Below are 26,037 nucleotides of genomic sequence, written 5' to 3' on the forward strand. Positions count from 1 at the left end.
GGGGGCCACGGCCGCCGGTGCGGGCGGCGGCGATACCGGAGCCGGTGCGGGCGTGGGCGTTTCGATCACGAGGGGCGCGGGCTGCGCGGTGTTCGCGGCGGGAGCGGGCGCGGCGGGTACGGGGGCCGCGGGAGTCGCCGGTTCGATCGGCGGCGTGACGATCGCGGGCCCGCCCGCCAGGGTGCTCAGCGCGTTGTTGGCATTGGCGTGCGCCTGGCCGAGGGCGACGCTCTGCCAGGCCACCGCGCCGATGCTGTCGAGGACATCCTTGCGCGGACTGCCGCTTTCGATCTCGGCCGACAGCAGCGCCGTCAGCCGTTCGCCGACGCCGAGTTGCGAGGCGAGGAATTCCCGGTGCAGCGCCAGATAGTCGTCGAGCGCGCCGGAACCCGGCGACCGGCCGGAACCGTTGGCGGAATTGCCGTTGGACAGGCCATTGGTCGAAGCAAGCGTGGTGGTCATATCGTTTCCATTCGTGTATTACGGTGGGGGATGGGAGATTCCGTCAGGCAGCCGGAGACGGGACGGGGATCGTGGATTGAATGTTCAGCAGGGCGGCGGGCTCGGCCGCCGGTGATCCATTGGCCGCCACCACGCTCGCGCGATAGCCGTTGTGCAGCAGCCGGTTGTGTTCCTCGACCCGTTTCGGCGGAATGTAATTCGCGCCGTTCAGCGGAATCCGCATCCGCCCGGCCTGCTGCTCGGGCGGCAGCGGCGCGGTGTAGCGGTTGATTCCGGTCAGGGGCATACCCAGCACGAGCAGCCGCGCCGCCAATTGTTTGATCGCCCGGTCGGAATCGGAGCCGCGGCCGCCGTCGGCGCTGAGCACCACGACATCGTCGCGATCGGCCAGGATCTTGCGAACCAGACCGGAAAGCACCGTGCCCGGACCGAATTCGACGAAGACGCGGAAGCCGTGGTCGTACATCTGCGCGATGCGCGCGGAGAAATACACCGTCGACATGAGTTGCTGCACCAGGCTCTCCCGGTTCGCGACCACATCCGGCCCGTACTGAGCGGTGGCCATATCGGGATACACCGGAATACTCGGCTCCCGGATCTCCACCTCGGCCACCGCGCGCCGGAAGGACTCGACCGCGTGCGCGACATAGGGCGTGTGGAAGGCCGTGGCAACCGACAGTTCCCGGGTCGTGATACCGACCGCGGCGCAGGACGCGGCGAAGGCCGATACCGCGGCCGAACCGCCGCCCAGCACCACCTGATCCGGGGCGTTGATATTGCATAAGTACACATCCGGATGTCCGGCCAGCAGTTCGCGCACCCGATCGATACCGCAGGCCACGGCGACCATCGCGCCCGGATCGGCACTATCGGCCGGGCGGGCGGCCATCGCGGCCCCGCGCTCCCAGGCCAGACGGCGGAATTCGGCATCGGTCAGACTGCCCGCCGCCCACAGCGCGGTGAGTTCGCCGAAACTGTGTCCCATCGCGCCGTCGGCCCGGAAGCCGAGTTCGGTCAGATATTTGAACTGTCCGGCCGACAGCGCGCCGATCGCCGGTTGCGCGTATTCGGTGCGCCGCAGCGCCGCGTCCTGTTCGGCCCGCTGCGCGGCGTCGAAGGCGGGTGGCGGGAAGACCACCGCGCCGAGCGCCTCGGAACCCGCGAAATCCAGTGCCGCCGTGTCGAATTCGAGCCGCAGCGGCGGCAATGCCATCACCGCCCGCGCACCCATATCGGGGTACTGGCTGCCCTGTCCGGCGAACAGCGCCGCGACCTTGCCCCCGCGAAGGGCACGACCGCGGTAGAAGATCGCGCGGTCGACGGTGAATTCGACAGCCGCGGTATCGGCCCGCAGACGCTCGACGGCCTTGGCCACCAGTGCGGCCAACTCGTCCGGGGTCGAGGCGACAATCGCCAATCGTGCGTGATCGTCGGGGACCGCCTCGGCCGGATCACCGCCGCCGACACCGGATTCGAGCTGTCGCACCAGTTCGGCGGCGGTGGCCGCATGCCAGACGTACACGGCCGATACCGCATGCGACACCGGCACGGTCGCGCCGTCGTATTCCTCGAGCACGCAGTGGAAGTTGGTACCGCCGAATCCGAAGGCCGAGACCGCCGCGCGCCGCCGCGTCCGGTTCGGATCGAGGATCCACGGCCGGGCGGCGGTATTCACGTAGAACGGCGACCCGTCGAAACTCCCGTGCGGCCGATCGACATTGATGGTCGGCGGCAGCACCCGCTCGTGCAGCGCGAGGACGGCCTTGATCATCCCCGCCACACCGGCGGCTGCTTTCGTATGCCCGATCTGCGATTTCACCGATCCGAGCGCCACCGCACGCGGTCCGGATCCGGCCGCCTCGAATACCTCGCGCAGCGCGGACACCTCGATGGCATCGCCGACCGAGGTTCCGGTGCCGTGACATTCGACCAGACCGACCTGATCGGCGTCGAAACCCGCCTCGGCATAGGCGCGATGCAATGCGTTGACCTGACCCTCGCGGCGCGGGGCATAAATACTCTTGAAACGTCCATCGCTCGACGAACCGATGGCGCGAAGAACGGCATAGATCCTATTTCCGTCACGTTCGGCATCGTCGAGACGCTTCAATGCCAGCATCCCGATTCCCTCACCGCTCAGCGTGCCGTCCGCCGATTCGTCGAACGGCCGCACCCGGCCCTCCCGCGAGAATGCGGGCGTCTTGGAGAAGCACAGATAGTTGAAGATCGTATTCTTGAACTCGGCGCCGCCGGTGAGCATGAAATCGGCCCGACCCGAAAGCAGTTCGTCGACCGCGAGCCGCACCGCCGTGAGCGAACTCGCACACGCCGAATCCACCACGAAGTTCGTACCGCCGAGATCGAACCGGTTCGCGATCCGACCGGCGATCACATTGCCGAGCGCGCCGGGGAACGAGTTCTCCTCCCAGGGCGCGAACGCGGAGCTGTACTTCGCGACGATCTCCGCGGCGTCGCGCTCGGAGAGTCCGCAGGCCAGGACCGCCTCGCGGATCTGCGGGGTGACCAACCGGGCGTTGAAACCCTCGGAGATCGCGGCGCCGCCGATGGTGCCGAGGACCACGCCCGCCCGGCTGGCGTCGTACCAGTCCGAATCGAACGCGCCCGCGTCGAGGAAGGTCTGCTTGGCCACCGTGAGACTGAGCAGCTGCACGGTGTCGGTGACCTCGAGCACCGTGGGCGGTATGCCGAATTCCATCGGATCGAAATCGATCGTCGGGACGAATCCGCCTACCTTGCAATAGGTTTTGTCGGGCGCCTTGGGGTCGGGATCGTAGTGATCCCCGATCCGCCAATGACTTTCCGGCACGGACTCGATGCAGTCCCGTGCCGCCACGATGTTCGACCAGAATTCCCGCACATTCCGGGCCTGGGGGAACAAACCGCCCAAACCCACTACCGCGACAGGTTGCGTTTCCGCTGCCATCTTCGCTCCTTCGAGATTTGCACTGTGCCGGACGATCGAGGGCCGCAGCTCGGAGGCGTAGATGGCGTGATTCGATCGGTACGGTTACCGGAGACTTTGGCTTCGATGCCAATGATCGATCTGAAGATGTGTGGCCAATCTACAACAGAAATTTCCAAACGGAAGTTGTGATGTGGATTACGCATCAATACGAAATCCCTACGGAATCCATACGAATTCTTGACACCTGGAGGGCTTTTCGTGGTCACACAGTCCCCCTACCAGGCAGTACACCAAATGAACGGTCGGATTTTCAGTCCACTGAACAGGCCGGACCGGAATGTAAATTCATCGATAATCGGCACCAATTGGACATCCGACCGATCGGCTCGACGTTCATTTCCCGCCAGCCCGGCCCGCCTAGACTGAGCACCCATGAGCGACCGAAACGTCCTGATCACCGGCGCGTCCTCCGGCATCGGCGCCGCGACCGCCGCGGCCTTGGCCGCCCGCGGCTTCCGCGTCATCGGCACCAGCCGCAAACCCGAGACCATCGCCGCGGACGCGCGGGTGCCGGGCGTGGAATACCGGGCGCTGGACATGAGCGATCCCGCGGCGATCGAAACGTTCGCGACCGAACTCGGCGAGATCGATATTCTGATCAACAATGCCGGGGAGAGCCAGGCCGGGGCGCTCGAGGAGATGCCGATCGATGCGATCGAAAGGCTGTTCCAGGTCAATGTCTTCGGCCCGGTGCGGCTCGCGCAGCTGCTGCTGCCCGGTATGCGGGCCCGCGGACGCGGCCATATCGTGATGGTCGGTTCCATGCTGGCCAGCTTCCCGGTGGCCTACCGATCCTCCTATGTGGCAACGAAAGCCGCGATCAAGGGCTTCGCCGAATCCCTGCGCCGCGAGGTGTCCCCGTTCGGGATCGAGGTCACCACAATCGAACCCGGCTCCATCAATACCGGCATCACCACCCGGCGCTATGTCTACAGCGACGAGAACTCCCCCTACAAGGCGGAATTGGATGCGGTGCTCGCGGCGTTGAAGCATAAGGAGGCCGCGGGAATCTCGGCCGAGAAGGTGGCCCGCACCCTCATCCGGGTGATCGACTCGCCCCGATCCTTCGTCGCCGTCGGCAGCCGCGCCCCGCTGGCGTTCGCGCTGCGACGGTTGCTGCCCAGAACCATGATGGAGAAGATCACGGCCGCCCAGCTCGGCCTGAAATAGTGCGACAACCCCGAGGAGATCCCATGTCCGACCGGCCGGCACTCGCGGCGGCGCTCGATCTGCAACCGCATCCGGAAGGCGGCTGGTTTCGCGAAACCTGGCGCAGTTCTGTCGAATTCGAACCGCAGGGCTACAGCGGGCCTCGCTCGTCCGCGACCGCGATCCACTTCCTGCTGATGCCGGGTGAGAAGTCCGCGCCGCATACCGTCGCCTCCGACGAGCTGTGGCTGTGGCACCGGGGCGGCCCGCTGGCCCTGAACATCGGCGGCCAGGAGATCGTCCTGGGCCCCGACGTGGAACACGGTCAGCTGCTGCAGGCGGTCGTCCCCGGCGGAGTGAGCCAGTGGGCCCACCCGGCCACCGACGAGTACGTCCTGGTCAGCTGTATCGTCTCACCGGGCTTCGACTTCGCCGACTTCCGGATGGACTGAGGCGGATTCGCCTCGATCGTCGACGGTGAGCATGCCCTCGCTCACCGCGTGATCGATGGTCCGTTCGAGATTCGGACAGGATTCCGGGCGGCCGGGGCCGCCGCCCAGTTCCTTGAATATCGGGCAGTGGACGGCCGGATCGACCGTCCACTGCACCGACTGCTGATGTGAGCTGGCCTTGCGCACCAGTACCCCGGTGCCGCAGGTGGCGCAGGAGAGCGGGGTCATCCCGTCCTCGAGATAGCGCCGCTTGTCGACGACCGTCTGGGCGCGCACCTGCGCTAGCCGATCCGGACGATCCGCGAAATCCGGTGCCTTCGCCCATTTGGTCATCAGGCGTTCGCCTCCTGCGCGGCGTCCTGCTCCCGCTTGCGTCGCAGATTCTCCGCGACCTCGGCCTCCCACGCCTCGTTGGCCTTGGTGGTGTCGACCTCGAATTCGAAGCGCTGCACCGACTTCGGATCCACCTCGGCGACGTCGACGTAGAACTGGTCGTACCAGCGCCGCAGCTGATAGACCGGGCCGTCCTCCTCGCACAGCAGCGGATTGTCGATCTTGGACTTGTGCTTCCAGATCTCCACATCCTGCAGGAAGCCGACGCTGATGCCCTCGGTCATCTTGGCCGCCAACTTCTTCGACGCCTCGTCGTCGATGCCCTTGGGCTTCTCCAGCGAGATGCCCCACTGCAGCACGAACGAATCCTGGGTCACCGGGTAGTGGCAGTTGATCAGGGCGCTCTTGACCTCGAATCCGCCGTAATAATTGTGCAGCGGGTTGATCATGTAGGAGGGCCCGTAGTACGCGGCGACCGACTTCAGCAGCGTCTCACCGTATTGCGTGCCCATGCCGACATCGGGCCGGTTCTTCGTCTCCAGGTACTGGGTGGCGATATGGCCCTCGAAGACGTTCTTGAAGTACGTCGGATACGCGAAGTGGATGTAGAAGAAGTGCGCCATATCGACCACGTTGTCGATGATCTCGCGGCAGTTGGCGCCCTCGATCAGCATCGAGTTCCAGGTCCACTCGGTCCAGCCGGGATTGAGTTCCTCGGTGTTGTTGCCGTCCGCGTCGGTGTAGGCGCCCTCGATGTAGGGGATGGTCACATCCTCCGGCGGCGGGTTGCCCTCGTGGTCGTGCCAGACGAACAGCTGACCGTTGCGCTCCAACGTGGCCCAGGACCGGGTGCGCGCCAGCGGCGGCACGCGACGGGCGTAGGGAATCGAGGTGCAGCGGCCGTTGCCACCCCAGCGCCAGTCATGGAACGGACAGGCGACCGAATCGCCCTTGATCTCGCCCATGCTCAGATCGCCGCCGAGGTGCCGGCAGTAGGCATCGAGCACTTTGAGCTGGCCCCCACTGTCGGCCCATACGACCAGCTTGGTACCGAACGCCTGTACGGCGTGCGGCTTGCCGTCCCGGAACGCGGCGGCCAGGCCCAGGCAATGCCAGCCCCGCGCGTACCGCGTCGGCGTGGCCCCGACATCGATCTCCCGGACCTTCCCGCCACGCGCAGGTGCGGTTTCCGCCATTGTGATCCCTCCTCTGGAAGTACTAGAACACGTTACAAAAAGTTCCGACCTGGCGCCAGCTATTGGCTCTACTACCAGGCAAAGGCCGTTCGGTCCCAACGACCGATACCCGTTCTCGACAGGAATAGGAACGTGTTCTAGTCTCAGTGTCAGTATGACTAGGTACCCGGTCCGATCGACCAGGCAGGAGCAGCCCCCGAGATGACGACGCGAGAAGTAACGGAGCGGGTCGATGCGCTGTTGCCGATGCTGCGCGAGCGCGCACAGGAAGCAGAAGATCTGCGCCGCATCCCCGACGAGACGATGAAGGCCCTGCAGGCCACCGGCTTCTTCCGGTTGGTGCAGCCGCGCCAGTGGGGCGGCCTCGCGGCCGATCCGGGCGTCTTCTACGACTCGGTTCGCAAGATCGCCAGTGCCTGCGGTTCGACCGGCTGGGTCGCGGGCATCATCGGCATCCACAACTGGCACATCGCACTGTTCGATCAGAAGGCCCAGGAAGAGGTTTGGGGCGAGGACACCGAGGTCCGCATCGGATCCTCGTACGCGCCCATGGGCGCGGGCGTGGTGACCGACGACGGCTATCTCGTCAACGGCGCATGGAACTGGTCCTCGGGGTGCGATCACGCCGACTGGACCTTCGTCGGCGGCCCGGTGATCAAGGACGGTAAGCCGGTCGACTTCGGCAGCTTCCTGATCCCGCGCTCGGAATACCGCATCGACGATGTGTGGAATGTGGTGGGCCTGCGCGGAACCGGATCCAATACGCTGGTGGTGAAGGACGTTTTCGTGCCACGCCACCGGTTCCTGTCCTACAAGACGATGAACGAGCTGAAATCGCCGGGGCTGGAACAAAATACGGATCCGCTGTACAAGATGCCCTGGGGCACGATCCACCCCACCACCATCTCCTCCCCCATCGTCGGCATGGCCTACGGCGCGCTGGCGGCGCATATCGAGCACCAGGGCAAGCGCATTCGCGCGGCCTACGCGGGCGAGAAGGCCAAGGACGACCCGTTCGCCAAGGTGCGCATCGCCGAGGCGGCCAGCGATATCGACGCCGCGTGGCGGCAGCTGGCGGGCAATGTGGCCGACGAGTACGCATATCTGGTGGCGGGCAACGAGATTCCGTTCGACCTGCGGGCGCGGGCGCGCCGCGATCAGGTTCGGGCGACCGGACGAGCGATCGCCTCGATCGACCGGCTGTTCGAGAGTTCGGGCGCGACCGCGCTCGCCAATGGGACTCCGCTGCAACGGTTCTGGCGCGACGCGCACGCGGGCCGCGTACACGCCGCCAATGACGCCGAGCGGGCCTATGTCATGTACGGAACACACGCATTCGGCCTGCCGGTCGGCGACACGATGGTGTAGACGATGACTTCCACAGCTGAGCTGACCTTCGAATCCACCTCTCGCTATGCCCAGGTGCGGCCGGATCTGCGGCTGCACTATCACGAGGCGGGTGTCGGCAACGGCCCGACCATCGTGCTGCTGCACGGCGGCGGGCCCGGCGCCTCCTCCTGGTCCAACTTCGCCCGCAACATCCCGGTGCTGGCGCGCGAGTTCCATGTGCTGGCAGTGGATCAACCCGGATTCGGGTTGTCCGACAAGCCGACCGACCATCCGCAGTACTTCGTGCACAGCTCCTCGGCGCTGAAGGATCTGCTCGACTCCCTGCGGATCACCGATCGCGTTCACCTGCTCGGCAATTCGCTCGGCGGTGGGACCACCGTGCGATTCGCGCTGGACTATCCCGATCGGGCGGGCAAGCTGATCCTGATGGGGCCGGGCGGGCTGAGCACGAATCTGTTCGCGCCGGATCCGACCGAGGGCGTGAAGGCGCTGTCACGCTTCAATATCGATCCGACCCGCGAGAACATCGAGACCTTCCTGCGGATCATGGTGTTCGATCAGTCGCTGATCACCCCGGAGTTGATCGAGGAGCGGTTCGGATACGCCGCCACGCCGGAGTCGCTGGCCGCCATGCGCGCGATGGGTAAATCGTTCGCGGGACCGGACTTCGAGCAGGGCATGCTCTGGCGTGAGGGCTACAAGCTGCGGCAGCCGGTACTGCTCATCTGGGGTCGCGAGGATCGGGTGAACCCGCTCGACGGTGCGCTGGTTGCGCTCAAGACCATTCCACGCGCACAGTTGCATGTGTTCGGTGGTTGCGGGCACTGGGCACAGCTCGAGAAGTTCGACGAGTTCAACCGGTTGGCGATCGACTTTCTGTCGCCGAAGGAGAAGTAGGACATGAGTATTCGCGCGCTCGGCTACATGCGCATCGAGGCCACCGACATCCCCGCCTGGCGCGAGTACGGTACGAAGGTGCTCGGCATGATGGAGGGGGACGGGCCCGACAAGGATGCGCTGTATCTGCGCATGGACGAGTTCCCCGCGCGGCTGGTGATCGTGCCGGGCGAGACCGATCGGCTCCAGGTTTCGGGCTGGGAGGTCGCCGATTCCCCTGCGCTGCAACGGCTTCGGGATCGGCTGTCCGATGCGGGGGTGGCGTTCAAGGAGGGTTCCAAGGAGGAGGCCGCCGAACGCCGCGTCGAGGCGCTGATCCGGTTCGAGGATCCCGACGGCAATACGCTCGAGGCCTTCCACGGGGCACAGTACGTCGCGCGGCGGTTCGTCAGTCCCTACGGGCACCGGTTCGTCACCGCGGAGCAGGGTCTGGGGCATGTCGTGCTGACCTGCACCGACGATGCCTCGGCCCAGGCGTTCTATCAGGATGTGCTCGGCTTCCGGCTGCGCGATTCGATGCGGCTGCCACCGCAGATGGTGGGCCGCCCGGCCGACGGCGATCCCGCCTGGCTGCGGTTCTACGGCTGCAATCCGCGTCATCACGCGCTGGCATTCCTGCCGCTGCCCAATCCGACCGGCATCGTGCATCTGATGGTCGAGGTGGAGAACTCCGACGATGTCGGACTGTGCCTGGACCGCGCGCTGCGGCGGAAGGTCAAGATGTCGGCCACCCTCGGGCGGCACATCAACGACAAGATGCTGTCGTTCTACATGAAGACGCCCGGCGGATTCGATATCGAATTCGGTTGCGAGGGACTGGAAGTCGAGGACGAGAGCTGGATCGCGCGGGAATCCACCGCGGTCAGCCTGTGGGGCCACGACTTCAGCATCCAATTCCGGCAGGGGTGAACGAGATGACGACGGACGGTTTCGCGGAGATCGATCCGCGTCGGTTCCGTAATGTGCTGGGGCAGTTCTGCACCGGCATCACCGTGATCACCACCCTCGACTCCGAGGGTGGTCCGGTCGGATTCGCCTGTCAGTCGTTCGCCGCGCTCTCACTGGAACCGCCCATGGTGCTGTTCTGCCCGACCAAACAATCGCGCACCTGGGCGGCGATCGAGGCGGCCGGGCGGTTCTGCGTGAATGTGCTCGCCGAGGAACAGCGTGAGGTCTGCGCGCGGTTCGGCTCGCGCGAGCCCGATAAGTTCGCCGAGATCGGCTGGCGCACTTCGGATCTGAAACTTCCACTCCTCGACGACGCACTGGCCACGATCCAGTGCACTGTGGCGAGTGTCGTCGACGGCGGCGATCACTACATCGTGATCGGCCGGGTGGCGGCCCTGTCGGAGTCCACGGATTCCGGCAGGCCGCTGCTGTTCTATCGCGGTCAGTACACCGCCATCGAGCCGGACAAGACCACGCCCGCTCCCTGGCGCGCCGACCTGGAGCATTTCCTCACCACCACGACCCAGGACACCTGGCTCTAGGCCGCGTAGTCGCGAGCCTCGACCGTACGGGCGACCTTCTGCGGCGCGCCGCCGATGAGGCCGCGCCACGGAAGGTACGGCAGCAGACGGACATTCAGGTTGCGGATGCGGATCATCGCGTTGCTCGGCGGCGCGTACCAGGCGCCGACGCCCTCGGCGAATTTCTGGCAGGCGTCGACCATGGGCCGCATCTCCCGCTCGTAGCGAGCGAAGGCGACGACGTGATCTCCTGCGGCGGCGGCCAATTCGCCCGCCAGCACATACGCGCCGACCAGCGACAGGTCCGCGCCCTGGCCCGACAGCGGTGAGGCGCAATATCCGGCGTCGCCGACCAGCGTCACCCGGCCGCGATGCCAGCTGTCCATCCGGATCTGGGCCATGGCGTCGAAGTAGAAGTCCCGCGCGGCGTCCAGATGCGACAGCAATCGCGGGACCTGCCAGCCCTGATCGGCGTACGTCTGCGCGACGATGCGCTTCTGGGCCGCGATATCGCGGTAGTCGTAGTCGAGTTCATCGCTCGCCCACGCGAAAATGGCCTTGGCTTCGGTGTTCTCGCGGGCACTGTAGGCTCCGGCGATCTTGCCCGGGGTGTTGTAGTCCTGTTCCCAGTGGTCGAGGTTCAAAAAGTTCGGGATGGTGTAGATCGAGATGTAGTAGCCCATGTGCCGGACGAATCGCGACTCGGGGCCGAAAACCAGTCCACGCGTGTGGGAGTGGACGCCGTCGGCGCCGATCACCAGGTCGAAGGTGCGTGGCGCGCCGTGGTCGAAGGTGACGTGCACGCCGTTGTCGTCCTGGGACAGTTCGGCGATGGAATCGCCGAAGATGTATTCGACATCGTCGCGGGTCGCCTCGTAGAGCACCCGCGCCAGGTCGCCGCGCTGAATCTCGGTATCCCCGTTGGCGCCCACGCCGTTGAACACCTCGCTGCTCACGGTGGCCCGCGTCCGCCCGTCGGCATCGACGTAGGACGTACCGCGCTTACCCGTGCTGAACTCCTGCACGCGCTCGAGCAGTCCCATCCGCCGCACCACCTCGGTCGCGGTGCCCAGCACATCGATCGCCTGCCCGCCCTCGCGCAGCGCCGGGGCCTTTTCCACAACGGTCGGGGTGAATCCGTACCGCTTCAGCCAGAAGGCGAGGGCCGGCCCCGCGATGCTCGCACCGGAGATCAGGACGTTCTGGTTCTTCATCTCAGCCATGCCAAGAACTGTACGAATGTCTTAGGCATTTGCGCAATACTTTTGTCTAAGGCATTTGCGCTACCCTGTTCACCATGGGAAACCGCGAGGATCTACTGGCCGGCGCTCGCCACTGTCTCCTGACCAAGGGCTACGCCCGCACCACCGTGCGAGATATAGCCACCACCGCCGGGGTGAGCATGGCCGCCATCGGCTACCACTTCGGCTCGAAGGAGGCGCTACTGAACGAGGCCCTGGCCGCGGCAACCAGGGAATGGGGCGAGGAACTGTCGCGGGCCCTGGCCGAAACCGCTTCCACATCACGAGAACCCTTGCAGCACTTCACAGCCCAGTGGACAGCCATCATCGAGTCCATCACCACCCACCGAGCCGTCTGGGCGGCAACCTTCGAATCGGCCGCCAACCCCGACCTCCGCCCCCACCTGGCCACCAACCAACCCGAGGCCCAAACCGGACTGGCCCACCTCCTCGACGGCCCCGATCAGCCCAACGATTCGACCCGCCGAATGGGCGCGATCTACCAAACCCTCCTGACGGGCCTGGCCCTCCAACACCTGATAGACCCCGCCACGGCCCCCACCGCAGAGGACCTCACCGAGGGGTTGCGCCGCATCACGCCCCCCGTGTAGCACAATGCGCTACACGGGGCTACGTTAGTGGTATGAAGGTGATCAGCCAGCGGGAATTCCGCAACAACTCGGCGGCGGTCATGGACGCCGTGGAAGCCGGAGAGACATTTCGAGTCACCCGCAACGGCGTGGAGATCGCCGAGGTGCGTCCGGTCAGGCAGAAGCGTCGCCACACCGCCGAGGAACTCGTCCAGCGCCACCGCAGGCTCCCCCGCGTGGACTACGCGCAGATGCGCGCGGAGGCCGACGAGTTCTTCGGAACCGAGGACCGACTCGGCGACGATGATCCCTGGGCAGGTCGTTCGTGACCGACCGTCACCCGTCGGGCGTGCTGGATACCTGCGCCTATCTCGACCTGGACATCCTCGATCCCGAATCCCTCCCGAAGCTTCCGGAGATCACGACCATCACCTTGGCGGAGCTGCACCAGGGAATCGCCGCCGCCAAGGATCCCGCGACGCGCGCGGCCCGCTCGGAGCAACTGGGAACCGCCATCGTCGAATTCGACGCCCTACCCTTCGACGACGAGGCGGCAACCCGCTACGGAACCCTCGTGGCCCTGACCATCGCAGCCAACCGCAACCCCCGACCACGACGCTTCGACCTCCTCATCGCAGCGATCGCATCAGCTCGAGGTCTACCGCTGTACACCCGCAACGCCAAAGACTTCCGCGGCCTGGAGAGCATGCTGGAAGTCGTATCGCTCTGACGCGGTCAGGACGAAACCTCGCGCTGGAGTTCCAGGGCGATATCGATGAGCTGGTCTTCCTGCCCGCCCACCAGTTTGCGTTTGCCCGCTCGGACGAGCATTTCGGCGGCGGAGACGTGGTAGCGGGCGGCTTGGTGTTCGGCGTGTTTGAGGAAGCTGGAGTAGACGCCGGCGTAGCCCATCATGAGGGCTTGGCGGTCGAGCAGGCATTCGGTGGGCATGGCGGGGCGGACCACGTCTTCGGCGGCGTCGGCTATGGCGTAGAAGTCGATGCCGGTCTTGACGCCGAGTTTGTCGCAGACCGCCACTAGGGCCTCCACGGGAGTATTGCCCGCGCCCGCGCCGAAACGACGTGCGCTGCCGTCGATTTGGGTGGCTCCGGCGCGGATGGCGTAGATGGAGTTGGCATTGCCGAGGTCGAGGTTCTCGTGGCCGTGAAAGCCCACCTGGGCGTCGTCGCCGAGTTCGGCGACCAGCGCGGCCACGCGGTCCGAAACCTGGTCCAGGACAAGGGCTCCGGCGGAGTCGACGACGTAGACGCATTGACAGCCCGCGTCAGCCATGATGCGGGCCTGCCGGGCGAGCACCTCGGGGGGCTGGCTGTGCGACATCATCAGGAAGCCAACGGTCTCCAGGCCGAGCTCGCGGGCCAGACCGAAATGCTGGATGGAGACGTCGGCCTCGGTGCAGTGGGTGGCGATACGCACGATCGAGGCCCCATTGTCCTGGGAAACCTTGATGTCCTCCTTGACCCCGACGCCGGGCAGCATGAGCACCGCGATCTTCGCCTGCTTCGCGGTCCGCGCGGCGATCGTGATCAGTTCCTGCTCAGGGGTTTTGGAGAAGCCGTAGTTGAACGAGGAGCCGCCCAGACCGTCGCCGTGGGTCACCTCGATCACGGGCACTCCCGCGCCGTCGAGGGCGGCGACGATATCGCGGACCTCGGTCGCGGTGAACTGATGACGCTTGTGATGGGATCCGTCGCGCAGCGAGGTGTCGGTGACGCGGATGTCGATTTCTGATGAGTACGGCATATTCGGTCCTCCTATACCCGGGCCGAGACGATCTGATCGGCGACGACCTCGCCGACCCGAGTGGCGGCGGCGGTCATGATGTCGAGATTCCCGGCATACGGCGGCAGGAAATCCCCGGCCCCCTCCACCTCCACGAACACCGAAACCCGCGCCAGCCCACCGGAAACCACGCTCGGCTCGTCGAACTGCGGCTCGTTGAGCAGCCGGTACCCGGGCACGTACTGCTGGATGTCGGCGACCATCCGATGGATCGACTCCGCGATCGCGCCCGTATCGGCATCGTCGGGAATCGCGCAGAAGATGGTGTCGCGCATGATCATCGGCGGCTCGGCCGGATTCAGGATGATGATCGCCTTACCCCGCGCCGCCCCGCCGATGGTCTCCACGCCCCGGCTGGTGGTCTTGGTGAACTCATCGATATTGGCCCGCGTGCCCGGCCCGGCCGACACCGAGGACACCGACGCGACGATCTCGGCATACGACACCTCGACCACGCGCGAGACCGCCGCCACGATCGGAATCGTCGCCTGCCCACCGCAGGTGATCATATTGACGTTCGGCGCGTCCAGATTCGCGTCCAGATTCACCGGCGGCACCACCGCGGGCCCGACGGCCGCGGGCGTCAGATCCACCGCCCGAATCCCCGCCTCGGCGTAGCGCGGCGCGGCGTCGCGATGCACATAGGCCGAGGTCGCCTCGAAGATCAGCTCCGGCAGCTCGGACTGCCCGAGCAGCCAGTCCACCCCCTCGTGCGAGGTCTCCAGCCCGAGCCCGGCCGCGCGCTTCAAACCCTCACTGGCCGGATCGATCCCGATCATCCACCGCGGTTCGATCTTGTCCGAACGCAGCAGCTTGTACAGCAGATCGGTACTGATATTGCCGGAGCCGACAATGGCGGCCGCGACCTTTCCGTTGACAGGCACAGATGCTCCTCAGCTGAATTCCAAACGGACGGAACCGAGCCCGGTGAACTCGGCATGGAAGGCGTCACCCGGCCGGGCATCGATCGCGCGCGTACACGAACCGGGTAGCACGATGTCCCCGGCCCGCAACCGCACCCCGAACGAGGCCACCTTGCGCGCCAGCCACGCCACCGCGATCGTCGGATCCCCGAGCACCGCGTCACTGCGCCCCTCGGCGACCACCTCACCATTGCGGGTCAATCGAGCGTCGATCCCGGTGATATCCAACAACTCCGGGCGCACCCGCTCGGGCCCGAGCACCCAGCCCGCCGAGGACGCGTTGTCGGCGATGGTGTCGCAGAGCGCGATCTTCCAGTCCGTGATGCGGGTATCGATGAGCTCGATCGCGGGCGCGTAGGCGACGGTCGCGGCCAGCACATCGGCCTCGGTGCAGTCCTCGCCGGGCAGATCCGCCCCCAGGACGAATCCGACCTCCACCTCCACCCGCGGATACAGATATCGCGAGGCGGGCACCGGCTGGTCCTCGAATACCTGCATCTCGGCGAGCAGATGTCCGTAATCCGGCTCGTCGACCCCCATCATCTGCTGCATCGCCTTCGACGACAGGCCCACCTTGTGCCCGACGATCCGCGCTCCGCCCTCGACCCGACGCCGAATATTGATCAGCTGGATCTCGTAGGCGTCGACGACATCGATCTCCGGATACCCGACGACCAGCGGATCGATCGACACCCGGTCCCGCTCGGCGGCCGCGAGCCGATCCGCCAGTTCACTCCGTACCGCATCCGACAGCACGCTCATTCCCTTCCGCCAGGGAAACTGTAACGAGTTTTCCTGCGAGTTCTCGCTCCAGCAGTCCCATCTGCCAGATCAATATAGACCGAACCTGGCCCGATTCTATAACGTGTTCTACATGAGTGATCGGGAATACGATGTGGTGGTGGTCGGCAGTGGCGCCGCCGGAATGACGGCCGCCCTCACCGCCGCACATCACGGCCTGCGCGTGGTGATCCTGGAGAAGGCCGCGCACTACGGCGGGTCGACCGCGCGCAGTGGCGGCGGCGTATGGATCCCCGGCAACAAGGCGCTGCTCGCGTCGGGGCGTCCCGATGACCGGGAAGCGGCACGCACCTACCTGTACAGCATCATCGGCGACGCCGTGCCCAAGGAGCGGATCGATACCTATATCGATCGCGGCGCGGAGGCGCTGGGCTTCGTCCTCGATCACAGCGCGCTGAAACTGCGCTGGGTCCCCGGTTACCCCGACTACTACCCGGAGGCGCCCGGCGGCGCACCGCTGGGCCGCTCGTGCGAGCCGAAACCGTTCGACGCCATGGTGCTCGGCGAGGAGCGGTTCAAACTGGAACCCCCCTACGCCAAGGCCCCGCTGAACGTCGTGACCACCCAGGCCGACTTCGTCCGTCTGAGCATGATTCGCCGCCACCCCAAGGGCATGTTGCGCGCGCTGCGGGTCGGCGCGCGCACCTACTGGGCCAAGGCCACCCGCAAACATCTGCTGGGTATGGGCCAGGCCATCATCGCGGGTATGCGCAAGGGCCTGCTCGACGCGAATGTCCCTGTGCTGCTGGAGACTCCGCTGACCGGCCTGGTGGTCGAGAACGGCCGCGTGGTCGGCGTCGAGGCCACTTCGAACGGCGAGCCGGTCACCTTCCGCGCCCGCTACGGCGTGATCCTCGGCGCGGGCGGCTTCGAGCACAACGCCGATATGCGGCACAAGTATCAGCGCGAACCCATCGGCACCGAATGGACCACCGGCGCGAAGGCCAATACCGGCGACGGCATCCGCGCGGGCCAGGAACTCGGTGCGGCCGTTGCCTTCATGGAGGACGCCTGGTGGGGCCCGACCGTCTTCCGCGGCAGCCGCCCGTGGTTCTGCCTGGCCGAACGCAATCTGCCGGGCGGACTCATCGTCGACGTGCACGGTAAGCGGTTCTTCAACGAATGCCTGCCCTATGTCGAGGCCGTACACAAGATGTACGGCGGCGAATTCGGCCAGGGCACGGGCCCGGGCGAGCACGTACCCGCCTGGCTGGTCTTCGATCAGCGCTACCGCAACCGCTACATCTTCGCCACTTTGCAACCGGGACAACGGTTCCCGAAGCGCTGGCTGGAAAACGACAATATCGTCCAGGCCCCGACGCTGGCCGAACTGGCCGCGAAAATCGGTGTGCCGGAACAGAGTCTGACCGACACCGTGCGGCGCTTCAACGGCTTCGCCGAAACCGGCGTCGACGAGGATTTCGGCCGCGGCGACAGCGCCTACGACCGCTACTACGGCGATCCCACGGTCAAACCGAATCCGTGCCTGGCCGGACTTGTACAGGGACCCTACTACGCCGCCAAGATGTTCCCCGGCGATCTGGGCACCAAGGGCGGCCTGGTCACCGATACGGCCGGGCGGGTGCTGCGCGAGGACGAATCGGTCATCGACGGCCTCTACGCCGCGGGCAATACCTCCGCCCCGGTCATGGGCCACACCTACGCCGGTCCGGGCGCGACCATCGGACCCGCGATCACATTCGGATATCTCGCCGTACTGGATATCGTCGAGCGCGCGCGCCGCGAGCCGGTGTCCAGCGCCGCGGACAACTGAGGAGGACACTGTGCCGATCGATCCGAAAATCGCACTGGGAGCCACGCTTCCGGGCCAGAAGTTCGCCTGGTCGCCGTCGGATGTGCAGCTGTATCACCTCGGCCTCGGCGCGGGTGCGCGCTGGACCGACCCGGCCGAACTGCGCTATCTCGACGACCGCTCGCCACAGGTGCTGCCGACCTTCGCCACCGTCGCTGCCACGCTGCGCGCGACCGAGGCGCCGCGGGTGAGTATGCCCGGCGTGGAGATCGACCTGGCGAAGGTCGTACACGCCAGTCAGGAGGTTGTGGTGCATCGGCCGATCCCGGCCGAGGGCAAGGCGTCGAGCACCGGGCGGATCAGCGAGCTGTGGGACAAGGGTTCGGCCGCGGTGGTCGTGCAGGAGACCGCGGTCACCGGCTCCGACGGACAGCCGCTGTGGACGGCCCGCTCGTCGATCTTCGCCAAGGGCGAGGGCGGTTTCGGCGGCGAGCGCGGGCCGAGCACCCGCTCCGAATTGCCCGATCGCGCACCGGATTTCGATGTGACCACGCCGACACTGCCGCAGCAGGCGCTGCTCTACCGCATGTGCGGAGACCGCAATCCGCTGCATTCGGATCCCGAATTCGCCCATGACGCGGGCTTTCCCGATCCCATTCTGCACGGGCTGTGCACCTACGGAATCGTCTGCAAGACGGCCGTGGATACGGTGCTCGGCTCGGATGCCGCCCGGGTCACCGGCTTTCGCGCGCGGTTCGCGGGCGTGCTCTATCCGGGCGAGTCGATCCGCTCACGGATGTGGCTGGGTACGGGTGAGGTGCATATCGCCGCATCGGTTCCCGAGCGCGAACACGCGCCCGTACTCGCCGATGTGCGATTGACCTTCAGTTCCTGATCGAGAGGCGGCGATTCACTCCGGGAAGCCGGTCGCGAACAGAATCGCGATGGCGACGGAACAGGCGACGGCGACAACCGGGATAATCCACATGCGCCGAATACTACACAATGTAGTATTACGTCCAGTCGTCACAACCCTACTGGTCGTCCGACCGGTCTATTCGTTCGGGTACCACTCCGTGCACCACGAGCGCGTAGACCAGGATCAGCAGAACCGGCGCAACCAGCGGTAACCAGGCCAAACGCATCGGAACCAGGCTCGCCGCCGCAGCCGCGGCCGCCGCGATCAGCGCGCCCGCCACAGACGGCACTGTGGTAGGAACCACACCCTTCGGAGCGCGGACGGTCGCGGTATTGAGCAGATAGGTCGTCGCGACCACGCCGGTCGCGGCGGCCACCGCGGCGCCGGTGTCGTCCCAGGCCACCGCGGCCAGCGCCACCAGCACCGCGCCCACCGCGGCGATCCGCCACCACCAGCCCGCCACCACGAGGATCAGCGCGGGTATCGCCGCCCACGGCAGCACGATCGCCACGGCCGCGGTGAGCAGCAGACCGGACAGCACGGCGAGGAATCGGGTCATCGGCGCACCCGCACCACTCGGCGATGCTGGGGCAGCAGCCGCATGATCTGGTCGAGTCGGGCGTCGTCGGGCCAGCCCACGATATCGACGCCGACCGTACCCATGTCCCGGTACATGGCGGTGCGCTCGAGCTGCCACATGCGGGCCAGAATCGGATCGAGATCCTCGCGAAAAGGCGTGCCGCGCAAGACATCCACGACCACCACCACATGTCCCCGCTTGCGCAGATCGATCAGCGCCAGCGCGAACTGGGTGTCGAGCAGCGTGGAGAACGCCACCACTATCGCGCCGAGCGGCACCGCGGCGTGCGGGGCCAGTGTGCCCGAGGTGGTGATGTGCTCATCGCCCACATCGAGCACGGTGTCGACGATGCGATAGAACTGCCGCCGCCCGATATCGGGCCGCAGCCAGCGCGGAGTCTGTCCGAGGCAGACCACGGCCGTGCGATCACCGGCCTGCAGCGCCGACTGCGCGACCTGGGCCGCGCCGCGCACCGACAGTTCCAGCGATTCCGAGGCCGGACCCGGCGCCTGCAGCGAGGTGTCCACCAGCACAACGACATCCGCGGCTCGATTGGTGAGCCGCTCGGTGACGTAGAGCCGCCCCCGCCGAGCGCTGACCGGCCAGTTCACCGTGCGCAGCTGATCGCCCGGGGCGTAGGCGCGAATATCGGCGTATTCGACGCCCGGCCCGTGCCGCCGGGTCAGGTGCGTGCCGATGCGCTCCGGAAGTTCGGTGCGCGGCAATCGCATTCGCTGCGGATCGGCGATCGGGTAGACGTACACCCGCCCCGCTGGCAGCGATACCGAGGCCACCGCCAGTCCGGCCGGACTGAGCGCGGTGACCCGGATCGTCACCGGATAGCGGCCCCAGCGCCCGGTCGACAGCGCCAGCCGCAGCCCCGCGGGCGCGGCTCCGGAATCCACCGCCTCCTCGACCCGCACCTCGAGTCCCTCGACCGGTTCGGGTGTGCAGCGCAGCAGCGCGTGCCCGTCCTCGACGAAGGCCGCGACGCCGAGCACCACCTCCTCGGATTCGAAGCAGCGCAGCACATCCGCGCCGTCGACCTGAATTCTGGTGCGCGAGAGCTGGATCGGAGCCGTGGCGAGCACACCGAGCATCGGCGCGGCGAAGATCACCAGCTGCCAGCGGCCGAGGATCACCGCCAGGGCGAGCGCGGGCGCGGCAGCGACGGCCAGCATGAACACCAGAGCCGCGGGCCGCCAGCGCAATTCGGCCTCGGCGATCGACGCGGTATCGCGATGTCTCATGTCACGGTCGCGCGCGGCACCGGCAGGCGGCGCAGCAGTTCGGCGATCACGTCCTCGCCGCGTATGCGGCGCACCCACATCTCCGGACGCAGGGTTATGCGGTGGGCCATCGCCGGAATCGCCAGGGCCTTCACATCTTCCGGGATCACGTAGTCGCGCCCCATGAGCAGGGCACGGGCGCGGGCCATCTGCACCAGGTCCAGCTCGGCGCGCGGGCTCGCGCCGACCTCGACCTGCGGATGACCTCGCGTAGCTCCGGCCAGCGCCACCACATAGGTGACGACATCCGGATGTACGGTGACGAATTCGACCGCCTGTCGCATTTCCAGCAGCCCCTGGGCGTCGACCACCTGACCGACCTGCGGCGGCACCGACCCGCGTTCGAGGCGGCGGCGGATCATCTGCGTCTCGTCCTGCTCGGACAGATAGCCCAACCGCAACTGCAGGGCGAAACGATCCAGCTGGGCCTCGGGCAGCGGGTAGGTGCCCTCGTACTCGATCGGATTGTCGGTGGCCAGCACGATGAAAGGCTGTGGCAGCGGGAACGTTTCGCCATCGATGCTCACCTGCCCCTCGGCCATCGCCTCCAGCAGGGCCGCCTGCGTCTTGGGCGGGGTGCGGTTGATCTCGTCGGCCAGGAGCATATTGGCGAAGACCGGGCCGCGCCGGAAGTTGAAGCGGCCGGAATTCATATCGTAGATGGTCGAGCCGATCAGATCCGCGGGCAGCAGATCCGGGGTGAACTGGACCCGGGTGAACTGCAAACCCAGTGCGGCGGCGAAGGATCGGGCGATCAGCGTTTTACCGAGCCCCGGTAGATCCTCGATCAGCACATGACCGCCCGCCAGCACCGCGATCATGATCAGTTGCAGCTCATCGCGTTTGCCCACCACCACCCGCGCGATTTCGCGCAGGACCGCGTCGGTGCGCTTGACGGCGGCGTCCATCGGGGTCGTCATATTCGAACTCACACTCGTAGCAACCTTTTCACATCGACTGGAGCCGGCGCAGGATCTCGTCCAGAGCCGCGCGGCCGGGAGCGCGGGTCTGCTGATCACGCAACGCCGAGTTGGCCGGATCCACCCAGCGCCACAGCTCCGGGCCGAACTGCATCAGTCCGGCCGATTCGGTGGCCCGGCGATTCTTGGCGATCCGGTGGCCGCTGGACAGTTCGAATTCCTTGGCCAGCAGGGGGCGTAGATGGCGGTCCCATTCCGCGCGGGTGCCCTCGGACCGCTCGGCGAGCATCTGGGCCCGGGCCCGCCAGCGGCGCAGCATATCGGCGGGACCGTTGTCGATCTCGTTGTCGGCCGGATCGCTTCGGCCCTCGGCGCGGCCGCGTTCGACCAGCGTCCAGATCAGCAGGCCGAGCGCGCCGACCAGCGGCACGCCGACCAGCAGCGGGATCAGCGCGCGCTGACCGTCCAGCGCCGCCAACTCGATGAGCGCGATCAGCACGATCGCGCCGCCGACGATCACCGCACGGGTCATCGGACCACCTCTCCCTGCAGATCCTTCAACACGATCCGCAGCAGTTGCTCGGCCCGCATGCGCTGCCACTCCAGCATGGCGTGTGGACTGAAGCGGGCCTCCTCGAACAGCGCCACCAACTCCCGCGCCGAGGCATCGTGCAGCGCACCGCGTTCGAAGGCGCGGGCGAGCACCTCCGAGGGCGTATCGGAGATCAGCGGCGCGACCTCGCGGGCCAGGGCCAGGCCCTGTTCCATCGCCACATAGCAGGAGATGATCGCCTCGCGCGCATCCTGGCCCGGGGCGGTCATGGCGGCCAGGCCCATCTCGGCGACCTCGGCCAGGGATACCGGGGCCTCCACCGCGGCGGGGGCGGGCACGGCGGGTTCGGGAGTCGGGGGGCGGCGGGTGCCCAGGGCCACGACCACCAATCCGGCCAGGGCCACGACGACCAGCGCGATGGCGGATCCGATGACCAGCACCAACTCTCGATCGGTGAGATGCGGTGTGCCGGAGAACGGATTGGGCGGTGGCGGCGGCGAGGTGCCGGGCGCGGTCGGGGCCGCGGTGGGCGGCGGGGACTGGGTCGTCGAATCACCCGGCGCGATCAGGTGAATCGCCCAGACCACGGCCGCGAACAGGGCCAGCAGCGCCAGCGCGATCAACACCGCGGACACCGTGCGGCGCAGCCGCCGGGGCGTTCGGTCGCGGGCCGGTTCGTGCGCGGGCATGGCCAGCGGCAGCCGGTGCCTGCTGGTGATCACCCCGGCCAGCAGGATCACCACCGATACCAGCGACAGCACGGGCATGAGCGCGACGCTGACCGCCGACGGCGGCGAGACGGCATGCGGCCCACCGGTTCCCGGTACGAATCCGCGCAGGGCGATTACGGCCAGCGCCAGCAGCACGATCGAACCGATCGCGCGCGGTATTGCCGTGCCCACCCGGCCCACCGGACTCTCCCAGGAAACTCGCGACTGCTGTAAACAGCCACATCGTTACATGCCGGACGGTTCGTCAGCGGGAAAATCGAAACACCGATACGACATACCTGCCACCCCCTGGTTGATTCCGCAATCACCTGTGAAAGTCCACAATCACCGACTCCTACCGATCCGTTTGCGGCACAATCAGATTCATATACGTTTCGCATACCTCAAGTTCCCGTAATCGGCTCGCGGTCCGGTACAGATCGCGCACCGACGCGACCGCTCGGGTGAGCTCCTCGCGGCTGGTCCCGGCATAGAGGTTCAGCTCCGAATCCGCGTCGTAGAGGATGTCGACCAGGTTCACGAAGCGGGTGCCCCAGTCCATCGGCACCGTGCGCAGCGGGGGTACCGCGCATACCGTCCAGCGCCGGAACCGCCGCGACAATTCCAGAAAGTCGGCGGCCGACAATATATTTCCGCACAGCTGATCGAAATCGATAATTATCTCATCCGCGGTCACAGCGCGGGCGCGAATCCGACTGTGCCCGACCGGAATTTCCACCGCGCCCGCATACGGTGCCGGACCGATGATGTAACGCCCCGCCGAGAATCCGGACAAATGTTCCTTGCCCTCGCGATAGTCGCGAGTTCCGTCGACCGCCACCACATCCATATGCGCGCGAATTCGCTCGATCGTCGGCACGAAGCGGTCGTGCCACAGCGGATTCGGCAGCAGACCCTCGGGCGCATAGTTCGAGGTGACCACGACGGTGACGCGCCGGTCGAACAGGCGCCGCAGCAGCCGCGCGATGAGCATCGCGTCGGCGATGTCGTGCACGTGGAACTCGTCGAAGCAGATCAGCGCGGCATCGCCGATCACGGCCCCGAGCCCGGCCTCGAAGGATCCGGCCGCAGCGATCCGGGCGTGCAGATCGGCGAAGAAGGTGTGAAAGTGCCAGCGCCGCTTGCGCGCGACGGCGGTCCGAGCGAAGAACTCGTCCATCAGCATGGTCTTTCCCCGCCCCGCCGGACCATACAGATACACCCCGCGCGGCGACCGCCACCGACTGCCGACCCGACCCGCCACCTCGGCCAATCGCCGCGCCGCCGCCTGTTGCCGATCGTCCAGGATCAGTTTCATGACGACCTCCTCGATCCTCTGGATCCAGAGGTAGTGCAGAACGGAGGCGACAGACCAGGAAAGTGTCTGTGATCACCGACGAATCCCGGTATACTGATCGGTATGACCGCCACGACCATCAAGGTTCCCAAGGCCACGCGTGACAGGCTGCATCGTCTGGCGGCGGCCCACGGACTGACGCTGGCCCAGCAGATCGACAAGCTCATGGACGAACAGGCTCCCCGCCCCAAGCCCACGATCGGCGGCTATCGGAGCGAGCATCCGCTGAGCGCCGAGGAGATCGACGACCAACTCGCGGGGGGCTTCGGCGAGTGACAGCACTCGTCGTAGATACGAGCGCCATCGTCACAGCATTCGACGAGGCACATCCCGAGCACGAAGCCGTCGCACGAGTACTGCGCGATGACGATCGCCTGCTGGTCGTATCGCCGTTCATCGTGGCAGAGGCCGACTACATGCTCTCCTCGCGCTTCGGCGCTCGAGCCGCGTTGAATTTCTCACGCGATGTCGCAACGGGCGCATACGAACTCCCCGAATGGACCGCAGAGGACCACTCGACCGCGATGGATATCGCGAGCCGCTTCGGCAGCGGCAAAGACTACATCGGTATAGCCGACGCATCGAATGTCGTACTGGCCGATCGTTATCACACCACGACCTTGCTGACTCTCGATCAACGGCACTTCCGGCAGCTCGCACCCCTCTGGGGTGCGAGCTCGTTCACCCTCCTGCCGTTCGACAAGGACTAAGCGACGCTCAGCACCAGGCCCGAGGTCGGAACACCGGTCCCTGCTGTGACTACGACGTTTTGTAGACCCTCGACCTGATTCACCGAATCACCGCGGATGAGGCGGACCGCTTCGGCTATGCCGTTCATGCCGTGGATGTAGGCCTCGCCGAGTTGGCCGCCGTGGGTGTTGAGGGGGAGGCGGCCGCCGAGTTCGATGGCGCCGTCGGCGATGAAGTGGCGGGCCTCGCCGCGGGGGCAGAAGCCCAGTTCCTCCAGTTGCATGAGGACGAAGGGGGTGAAGTGGTCGTAGAGGATGGCCGCCTGCATGTCGTCGGGGCGCAAACCGCTTTGGGCCCAGAGTTGTTCGCCGACCAGGCCCATTTCCGGGAGGCCGGTCATGGCGTCGCGGTAGTAGCTGGTCATGACGTACTGATCGGCTCCGGAGCCCTGGGCGGCGGCGGAGATCACGGCGGCGGGCTGGCGCAGATCGCGGGCCCGTTCGGCGCTGGTGACCACGATCGCGACCGCGCCGTCGGTCTCCTGGCAGCAGTCCAGCAGATGCAGCGGTTCGGCGATCCAGCGCGAGTTCTGGTGTTCTTCCAGTGTGATCGGCTTGCCGTAGAAGTGCGCGGCCGGATTGACCGCCGCGTGTTTGCGATCGGCCACGGCCACCCGGCCGAAATCCTCACTGGTCGCGCCGTAGACGTGCATATAGCGTCGGGCCACCATGGCCACCTGCGCCGCGGGCGTGCCGAGCCCCTGCGGATAACCCCAGGCCGCATCGACGCCCGAGGAGGTCGGGGCGGTCGCCAATTGGGTGGAGAACTGGCCGAAGCGGTGTCCGGATCGTTCGTTGAAGCCGCGGTAGGCCACCACCACATCCGCGATTCCGGTGGCCACGGCCATCGCCGCCTGCTGCACGGTCGCGCACGCCGCGCCGCCGCCGAACGGAATATTGCTGAAGAAGGTCAGATTCGGAATGCCGACCGCCCGGGCCACCGCGGCCTGGGTGTTGGTATCCATGGTGAACGTCGTCAGCCCGGTCACATCCTCGGGCCGCAGCCCGGCGTCGGCGAGGGCCGCGGTGACCGCCTCGGCGGCCAGCCGCAGTTCACTGCGGCCCGAATCCTTCGAGAAGTCGGTGGCGCCGATTCCGACGATCGCGGCCGAGCCGCTCAGCGCGACGCTCATTTCGACACCTCGCCCGCACTCGAGGCACGCAGTGCGATAACGACTTTCGCCTGAATATGCTCACCGAGACTGTCCCGCCCGACCACCTCGAGCTGAATTTCGTCGCCCTCGACCGCGGTCACGGTCCCGGTCAGCGTCAGCGTATCCCCGGCGTACAGCGGCACGCCCAGGCGCACGGTATTGGACTTCACCACCGCGCCCGGCCCGGCCCAGTCGGTGACGAACCGCTGCACCAAACCCATATCGGTGAGGATGTTGACGAAGATGTCCTTCGAACCGCGCGCCACCGCCTTGTCGCGATCGTGGTGCACGTCCTGGAAGTCCCTGGTGGCCAGCGCGGTCGAGACCACGAAGGTGGGGTCGGCATGAATCACCAACTCGGGCAGGGTTGTTCCGACCTCGACGGCCAGGGTCGCGGTCAT

Annotated in this window: 28 protein-coding genes and 1 pseudogene; 13 read left to right on the plus strand and 16 right to left on the minus strand. The window is 66.6% G+C overall.

The features are described from left to right. Positions 1–462 (minus strand): annotated as a pseudogene (locus NP4_RS13985) (hypothetical protein); the annotation flags it as partial. A gap of 43 nt (positions 463–505) precedes the next feature. Next, complete coding sequence (locus tag NP4_RS13990) at positions 506–3,406, minus strand: type I polyketide synthase (protein ID WP_082875853.1); 2,901 nt, start codon at positions 3,404–3,406, stop codon at positions 506–508. A gap of 414 nt (positions 3,407–3,820) precedes the next feature. On the opposite strand from NP4_RS13990, the gene NP4_RS13995 reads away from it, so the two are divergent. Further along, positions 3,821–4,618 carry an SDR family oxidoreductase gene (locus NP4_RS13995; protein ID WP_067997562.1) on the plus strand — a complete coding sequence of 266 codons (798 nt, stop codon included), beginning with the start codon at positions 3,821–3,823 and terminating at the stop codon, positions 4,616–4,618. Positions 4,619–4,641: 23 nt separating this feature from the next. Beyond that, complete coding sequence (locus NP4_RS14000) at positions 4,642–5,049, plus strand: cupin domain-containing protein (RefSeq protein WP_067997565.1); 408 nt, start codon at positions 4,642–4,644, stop codon at positions 5,047–5,049. Here NP4_RS14000 and NP4_RS14005 read toward each other — a convergent pair. Both NP4_RS14005 and NP4_RS14010 read right to left on the minus strand, forming a co-directional pair. Then, complete coding sequence (locus NP4_RS14005; protein WP_067997570.1) at positions 5,011–5,382, minus strand: hypothetical protein; 372 nt, start codon at positions 5,380–5,382, stop codon at positions 5,011–5,013. The two genes, NP4_RS14000 and NP4_RS14005, sit on opposite strands and share 39 nt — an antisense overlap. Next, positions 5,382–6,578, minus strand: coding sequence for a 3-ketosteroid-9-alpha-monooxygenase, oxygenase component (locus tag NP4_RS14010; RefSeq protein WP_067997572.1), 1,197 nt, complete (start codon positions 6,576–6,578; stop codon positions 5,382–5,384). Before NP4_RS14010 ends, NP4_RS14005 begins: the two co-directional genes overlap by 1 nt. Before the next feature lie 201 nt (positions 6,579–6,779). Between NP4_RS14010 and hsaA the strand changes: the two genes are divergently transcribed. The 4 genes from hsaA to hsaB are packed head-to-tail and all read left to right on the plus strand — an operon-like array spanning position 6,780 to position 10,315. Continuing rightward, positions 6,780–7,946 (plus strand): 3-hydroxy-9,10-secoandrosta-1,3,5(10)-triene-9,17-dione monooxygenase oxygenase subunit, encoded by a 1,167-nt coding sequence (gene hsaA / locus NP4_RS14015; protein ID WP_067997575.1) that lies wholly within the window; start codon positions 6,780–6,782, stop codon positions 7,944–7,946. 3 nt (positions 7,947–7,949) lie between these two features. Then, positions 7,950–8,825, plus strand: a complete 876-nt coding sequence (gene hsaD / locus NP4_RS14020; protein WP_067997578.1) for a 4,5:9,10-diseco-3-hydroxy-5,9,17-trioxoandrosta-1(10),2-diene-4-oate hydrolase — start codon at positions 7,950–7,952, stop codon at positions 8,823–8,825. Between the two features lie 3 nt (positions 8,826–8,828). Next, positions 8,829–9,734 carry an iron-dependent extradiol dioxygenase HsaC gene (gene hsaC, locus NP4_RS14025; RefSeq protein ID WP_067997581.1) on the plus strand — a complete coding sequence of 302 codons (906 nt, stop codon included), beginning with the start codon at positions 8,829–8,831 and terminating at the stop codon, positions 9,732–9,734. Between the two features lie 5 nt (positions 9,735–9,739). Further along, positions 9,740–10,315, plus strand: a complete 576-nt coding sequence (hsaB, locus tag NP4_RS14030) for a 3-hydroxy-9,10-secoandrosta-1,3,5(10)-triene-9,17-dione monooxygenase reductase subunit (RefSeq protein WP_067997927.1) — start codon at positions 9,740–9,742, stop codon at positions 10,313–10,315. Here the strand turns inward: hsaB and NP4_RS14035 are convergent. Then, the gene (locus NP4_RS14035) at positions 10,312–11,517 is read right to left on the minus strand and encodes an FAD-dependent monooxygenase (protein ID WP_211335868.1); all 1,206 of its coding nucleotides are present in this window, start codon (positions 11,515–11,517) and stop codon (positions 10,312–10,314) included. The two genes, hsaB and NP4_RS14035, sit on opposite strands and share 4 nt — an antisense overlap. Positions 11,518–11,591: 74 nt before the next feature. Between NP4_RS14035 and NP4_RS14040 the strand changes: the two genes are divergently transcribed. From NP4_RS14040 to NP4_RS14050, 3 genes are read left to right on the plus strand one after another with little or no spacing between them, the layout of a single operon-like run. Further along, positions 11,592–12,146, plus strand: a complete 555-nt coding sequence (locus NP4_RS14040; protein WP_067997586.1) for a TetR/AcrR family transcriptional regulator — start codon at positions 11,592–11,594, stop codon at positions 12,144–12,146. Positions 12,147–12,178: 32 nt separating this feature from the next. Beyond that, positions 12,179–12,454 (plus strand): type II toxin-antitoxin system Phd/YefM family antitoxin, encoded by a 276-nt coding sequence (locus NP4_RS14045; RefSeq protein WP_067997590.1) that lies wholly within the window; start codon positions 12,179–12,181, stop codon positions 12,452–12,454. Continuing rightward, the gene (locus NP4_RS14050) at positions 12,451–12,855 is read left to right on the plus strand and encodes a type II toxin-antitoxin system VapC family toxin (RefSeq protein ID WP_067997593.1); all 405 of its coding nucleotides are present in this window, start codon (positions 12,451–12,453) and stop codon (positions 12,853–12,855) included. Before NP4_RS14045 ends, NP4_RS14050 begins: the two co-directional genes overlap by 4 nt. A gap of 5 nt (positions 12,856–12,860) precedes the next feature. On the opposite strand, the gene dmpG is transcribed toward NP4_RS14050, so the two are convergent. The 3 genes from dmpG to NP4_RS14065 are packed head-to-tail and all read right to left on the minus strand — an operon-like array spanning position 12,861 to position 15,607. After that, positions 12,861–13,889, minus strand: coding sequence for a 4-hydroxy-2-oxovalerate aldolase (gene dmpG / locus NP4_RS14055; RefSeq protein WP_067997595.1), 1,029 nt, complete (start codon positions 13,887–13,889; stop codon positions 12,861–12,863). An 11-nt stretch (positions 13,890–13,900) separates the two neighbouring features. Beyond that, complete coding sequence (locus NP4_RS14060) at positions 13,901–14,812, minus strand: acetaldehyde dehydrogenase (acetylating) (RefSeq protein WP_067997598.1); 912 nt, start codon at positions 14,810–14,812, stop codon at positions 13,901–13,903. A 9-nt stretch (positions 14,813–14,821) separates the two neighbouring features. Beyond that, positions 14,822–15,607, minus strand: a complete 786-nt coding sequence (locus NP4_RS14065) for a 2-keto-4-pentenoate hydratase (RefSeq protein WP_067997931.1) — start codon at positions 15,605–15,607, stop codon at positions 14,822–14,824. 109 nt (positions 15,608–15,716) lie between these two features. On the opposite strand from NP4_RS14065, the gene kstD reads away from it, so the two are divergent. Next, positions 15,717–17,426: a 3-oxosteroid 1-dehydrogenase gene (gene kstD, locus NP4_RS14070; RefSeq protein WP_067997600.1), complete on the plus strand. Its 1,710-nt coding sequence runs from the start codon at positions 15,717–15,719 to the stop codon at positions 17,424–17,426. Positions 17,427–17,436: 10 nt separating this feature from the next. Next, positions 17,437–18,300, plus strand: a complete 864-nt coding sequence (gene chsH3 / locus NP4_RS14075; protein ID WP_067997603.1) for an enoyl-CoA hydratase ChsH3 — start codon at positions 17,437–17,439, stop codon at positions 18,298–18,300. 139 nt (positions 18,301–18,439) lie between these two features. On the opposite strand, the gene NP4_RS14080 is transcribed toward chsH3, so the two are convergent. The 6 genes from NP4_RS14080 to zapE form a co-directional block, all read right to left on the minus strand. Next, positions 18,440–18,883 carry a hypothetical protein gene (locus NP4_RS14080; protein WP_067997606.1) on the minus strand — a complete coding sequence of 148 codons (444 nt, stop codon included), beginning with the start codon at positions 18,881–18,883 and terminating at the stop codon, positions 18,440–18,442. Continuing rightward, complete coding sequence (locus NP4_RS14085; RefSeq protein ID WP_067997609.1) at positions 18,880–20,154, minus strand: DUF58 domain-containing protein; 1,275 nt, start codon at positions 20,152–20,154, stop codon at positions 18,880–18,882. Before NP4_RS14085 ends, NP4_RS14080 begins: the two co-directional genes overlap by 4 nt. Next, positions 20,151–21,113: an AAA family ATPase gene (locus NP4_RS14090; RefSeq protein ID WP_067997612.1), complete on the minus strand. Its 963-nt coding sequence runs from the start codon at positions 21,111–21,113 to the stop codon at positions 20,151–20,153. The genes NP4_RS14085 and NP4_RS14090 overlap by 4 nt, the downstream gene beginning before the upstream one ends. A gap of 28 nt (positions 21,114–21,141) precedes the next feature. Then, entirely contained in the window at positions 21,142–21,645 is a 504-nt protein-coding gene (locus tag NP4_RS14095; RefSeq protein ID WP_067997614.1) for a hypothetical protein, read from the minus strand. Then, entirely contained in the window at positions 21,642–22,568 is a 927-nt protein-coding gene (locus tag NP4_RS14100) for a DUF4129 domain-containing protein (protein ID WP_245997863.1), read from the minus strand. The genes NP4_RS14095 and NP4_RS14100 overlap by 4 nt, the downstream gene beginning before the upstream one ends. Before the next feature lie 163 nt (positions 22,569–22,731). Beyond that, on the minus strand, positions 22,732–23,694 hold the full coding sequence (zapE, locus tag NP4_RS14105; protein ID WP_067997617.1) for a cell division protein ZapE: 963 nt from the start codon (positions 23,692–23,694) through the stop codon (positions 22,732–22,734). Between the two features lie 102 nt (positions 23,695–23,796). Here zapE and NP4_RS14110 point away from each other — a divergent pair, with 102 nt between their 5' ends. Together NP4_RS14110 and NP4_RS14115 are read left to right on the plus strand one after the other, a co-directional pair. Further along, the gene (locus NP4_RS14110; protein WP_067997621.1) at positions 23,797–24,009 is read left to right on the plus strand and encodes a hypothetical protein; all 213 of its coding nucleotides are present in this window, start codon (positions 23,797–23,799) and stop codon (positions 24,007–24,009) included. Next, a complete protein-coding gene (locus tag NP4_RS14115; RefSeq protein WP_067997625.1) occupies positions 24,006–24,443 on the plus strand; it encodes a PIN domain-containing protein in 438 nt (145 codons plus the stop codon). The genes NP4_RS14110 and NP4_RS14115 overlap by 4 nt, the downstream gene beginning before the upstream one ends. Here the strand turns inward: NP4_RS14115 and NP4_RS14120 are convergent. Together NP4_RS14120 and NP4_RS14125 are read right to left on the minus strand one after the other, a co-directional pair. After that, entirely contained in the window at positions 24,440–25,615 is a 1,176-nt protein-coding gene (locus NP4_RS14120; RefSeq protein WP_067997627.1) for a lipid-transfer protein, read from the minus strand. The two genes, NP4_RS14115 and NP4_RS14120, sit on opposite strands and share 4 nt — an antisense overlap. Next, complete coding sequence (locus NP4_RS14125) at positions 25,612–26,037, minus strand: MaoC family dehydratase (RefSeq protein ID WP_067997631.1); 426 nt, start codon at positions 26,035–26,037, stop codon at positions 25,612–25,614. The genes NP4_RS14120 and NP4_RS14125 overlap by 4 nt, the downstream gene beginning before the upstream one ends.

Source organism: Nocardia pseudobrasiliensis NBRC 108224, from assembly GCF_001613105.1.
Classification (GTDB): Bacteria; Actinomycetota; Actinomycetes; order Mycobacteriales; family Mycobacteriaceae; genus Nocardia; species Nocardia pseudobrasiliensis.

Coding starts and splice junctions, on each gene's coding strand:
- NP4_RS14110 (WP_067997621.1), top strand. CDS start 23,797: ATGACCGCCACGACCATCAAGGTTCCCAAGGCCACGCGTGACAGGCTG.
- NP4_RS14085 (WP_067997609.1), bottom strand. CDS start 20,154: ATGAGACATCGCGATACCGCGTCGATCGCCGAGGCCGAATTGCGCTGG.
- NP4_RS14090 (WP_067997612.1), bottom strand. CDS start 21,113: ATGACGACCCCGATGGACGCCGCCGTCAAGCGCACCGACGCGGTCCTG.
- NP4_RS14125 (WP_067997631.1), bottom strand. CDS start 26,037: ATGACCGCGACCCTGGCCGTCGAGGTCGGAACAACCCTGCCCGAGTTG.
- hsaA (WP_067997575.1), top strand. CDS start 6,780: ATGACGACGCGAGAAGTAACGGAGCGGGTCGATGCGCTGTTGCCGATG.
- NP4_RS14000 (WP_067997565.1), top strand. CDS start 4,642: ATGTCCGACCGGCCGGCACTCGCGGCGGCGCTCGATCTGCAACCGCAT.
- hsaC (WP_067997581.1), top strand. CDS start 8,829: ATGAGTATTCGCGCGCTCGGCTACATGCGCATCGAGGCCACCGACATC.
- NP4_RS13990 (WP_082875853.1), bottom strand. CDS start 3,406: ATGGCAGCGGAAACGCAACCTGTCGCGGTAGTGGGTTTGGGCGGTTTG.
- NP4_RS14120 (WP_067997627.1), bottom strand. CDS start 25,615: ATGAGCGTCGCGCTGAGCGGCTCGGCCGCGATCGTCGGAATCGGCGCC.
- NP4_RS14005 (WP_067997570.1), bottom strand. CDS start 5,382: ATGACCAAATGGGCGAAGGCACCGGATTTCGCGGATCGTCCGGATCGG.
- NP4_RS14040 (WP_067997586.1), top strand. CDS start 11,592: ATGGGAAACCGCGAGGATCTACTGGCCGGCGCTCGCCACTGTCTCCTG.
- NP4_RS14045 (WP_067997590.1), top strand. CDS start 12,179: ATGAAGGTGATCAGCCAGCGGGAATTCCGCAACAACTCGGCGGCGGTC.
- NP4_RS14035 (WP_211335868.1), bottom strand. CDS start 11,517: ATGGCTGAGATGAAGAACCAGAACGTCCTGATCTCCGGTGCGAGCATC.
- NP4_RS14095 (WP_067997614.1), bottom strand. CDS start 21,645: ATGACCCGTGCGGTGATCGTCGGCGGCGCGATCGTGCTGATCGCGCTC.
- NP4_RS13995 (WP_067997562.1), top strand. CDS start 3,821: ATGAGCGACCGAAACGTCCTGATCACCGGCGCGTCCTCCGGCATCGGC.
- hsaD (WP_067997578.1), top strand. CDS start 7,950: ATGACTTCCACAGCTGAGCTGACCTTCGAATCCACCTCTCGCTATGCC.
- dmpG (WP_067997595.1), bottom strand. CDS start 13,889: ATGCCGTACTCATCAGAAATCGACATCCGCGTCACCGACACCTCGCTG.
- NP4_RS14080 (WP_067997606.1), bottom strand. CDS start 18,883: ATGACCCGATTCCTCGCCGTGCTGTCCGGTCTGCTGCTCACCGCGGCC.
- zapE (WP_067997617.1), bottom strand. CDS start 23,694: ATGAAACTGATCCTGGACGATCGGCAACAGGCGGCGGCGCGGCGATTG.
- hsaB (WP_067997927.1), top strand. CDS start 9,740: ATGACGACGGACGGTTTCGCGGAGATCGATCCGCGTCGGTTCCGTAAT.
- NP4_RS14010 (WP_067997572.1), bottom strand. CDS start 6,578: ATGGCGGAAACCGCACCTGCGCGTGGCGGGAAGGTCCGGGAGATCGAT.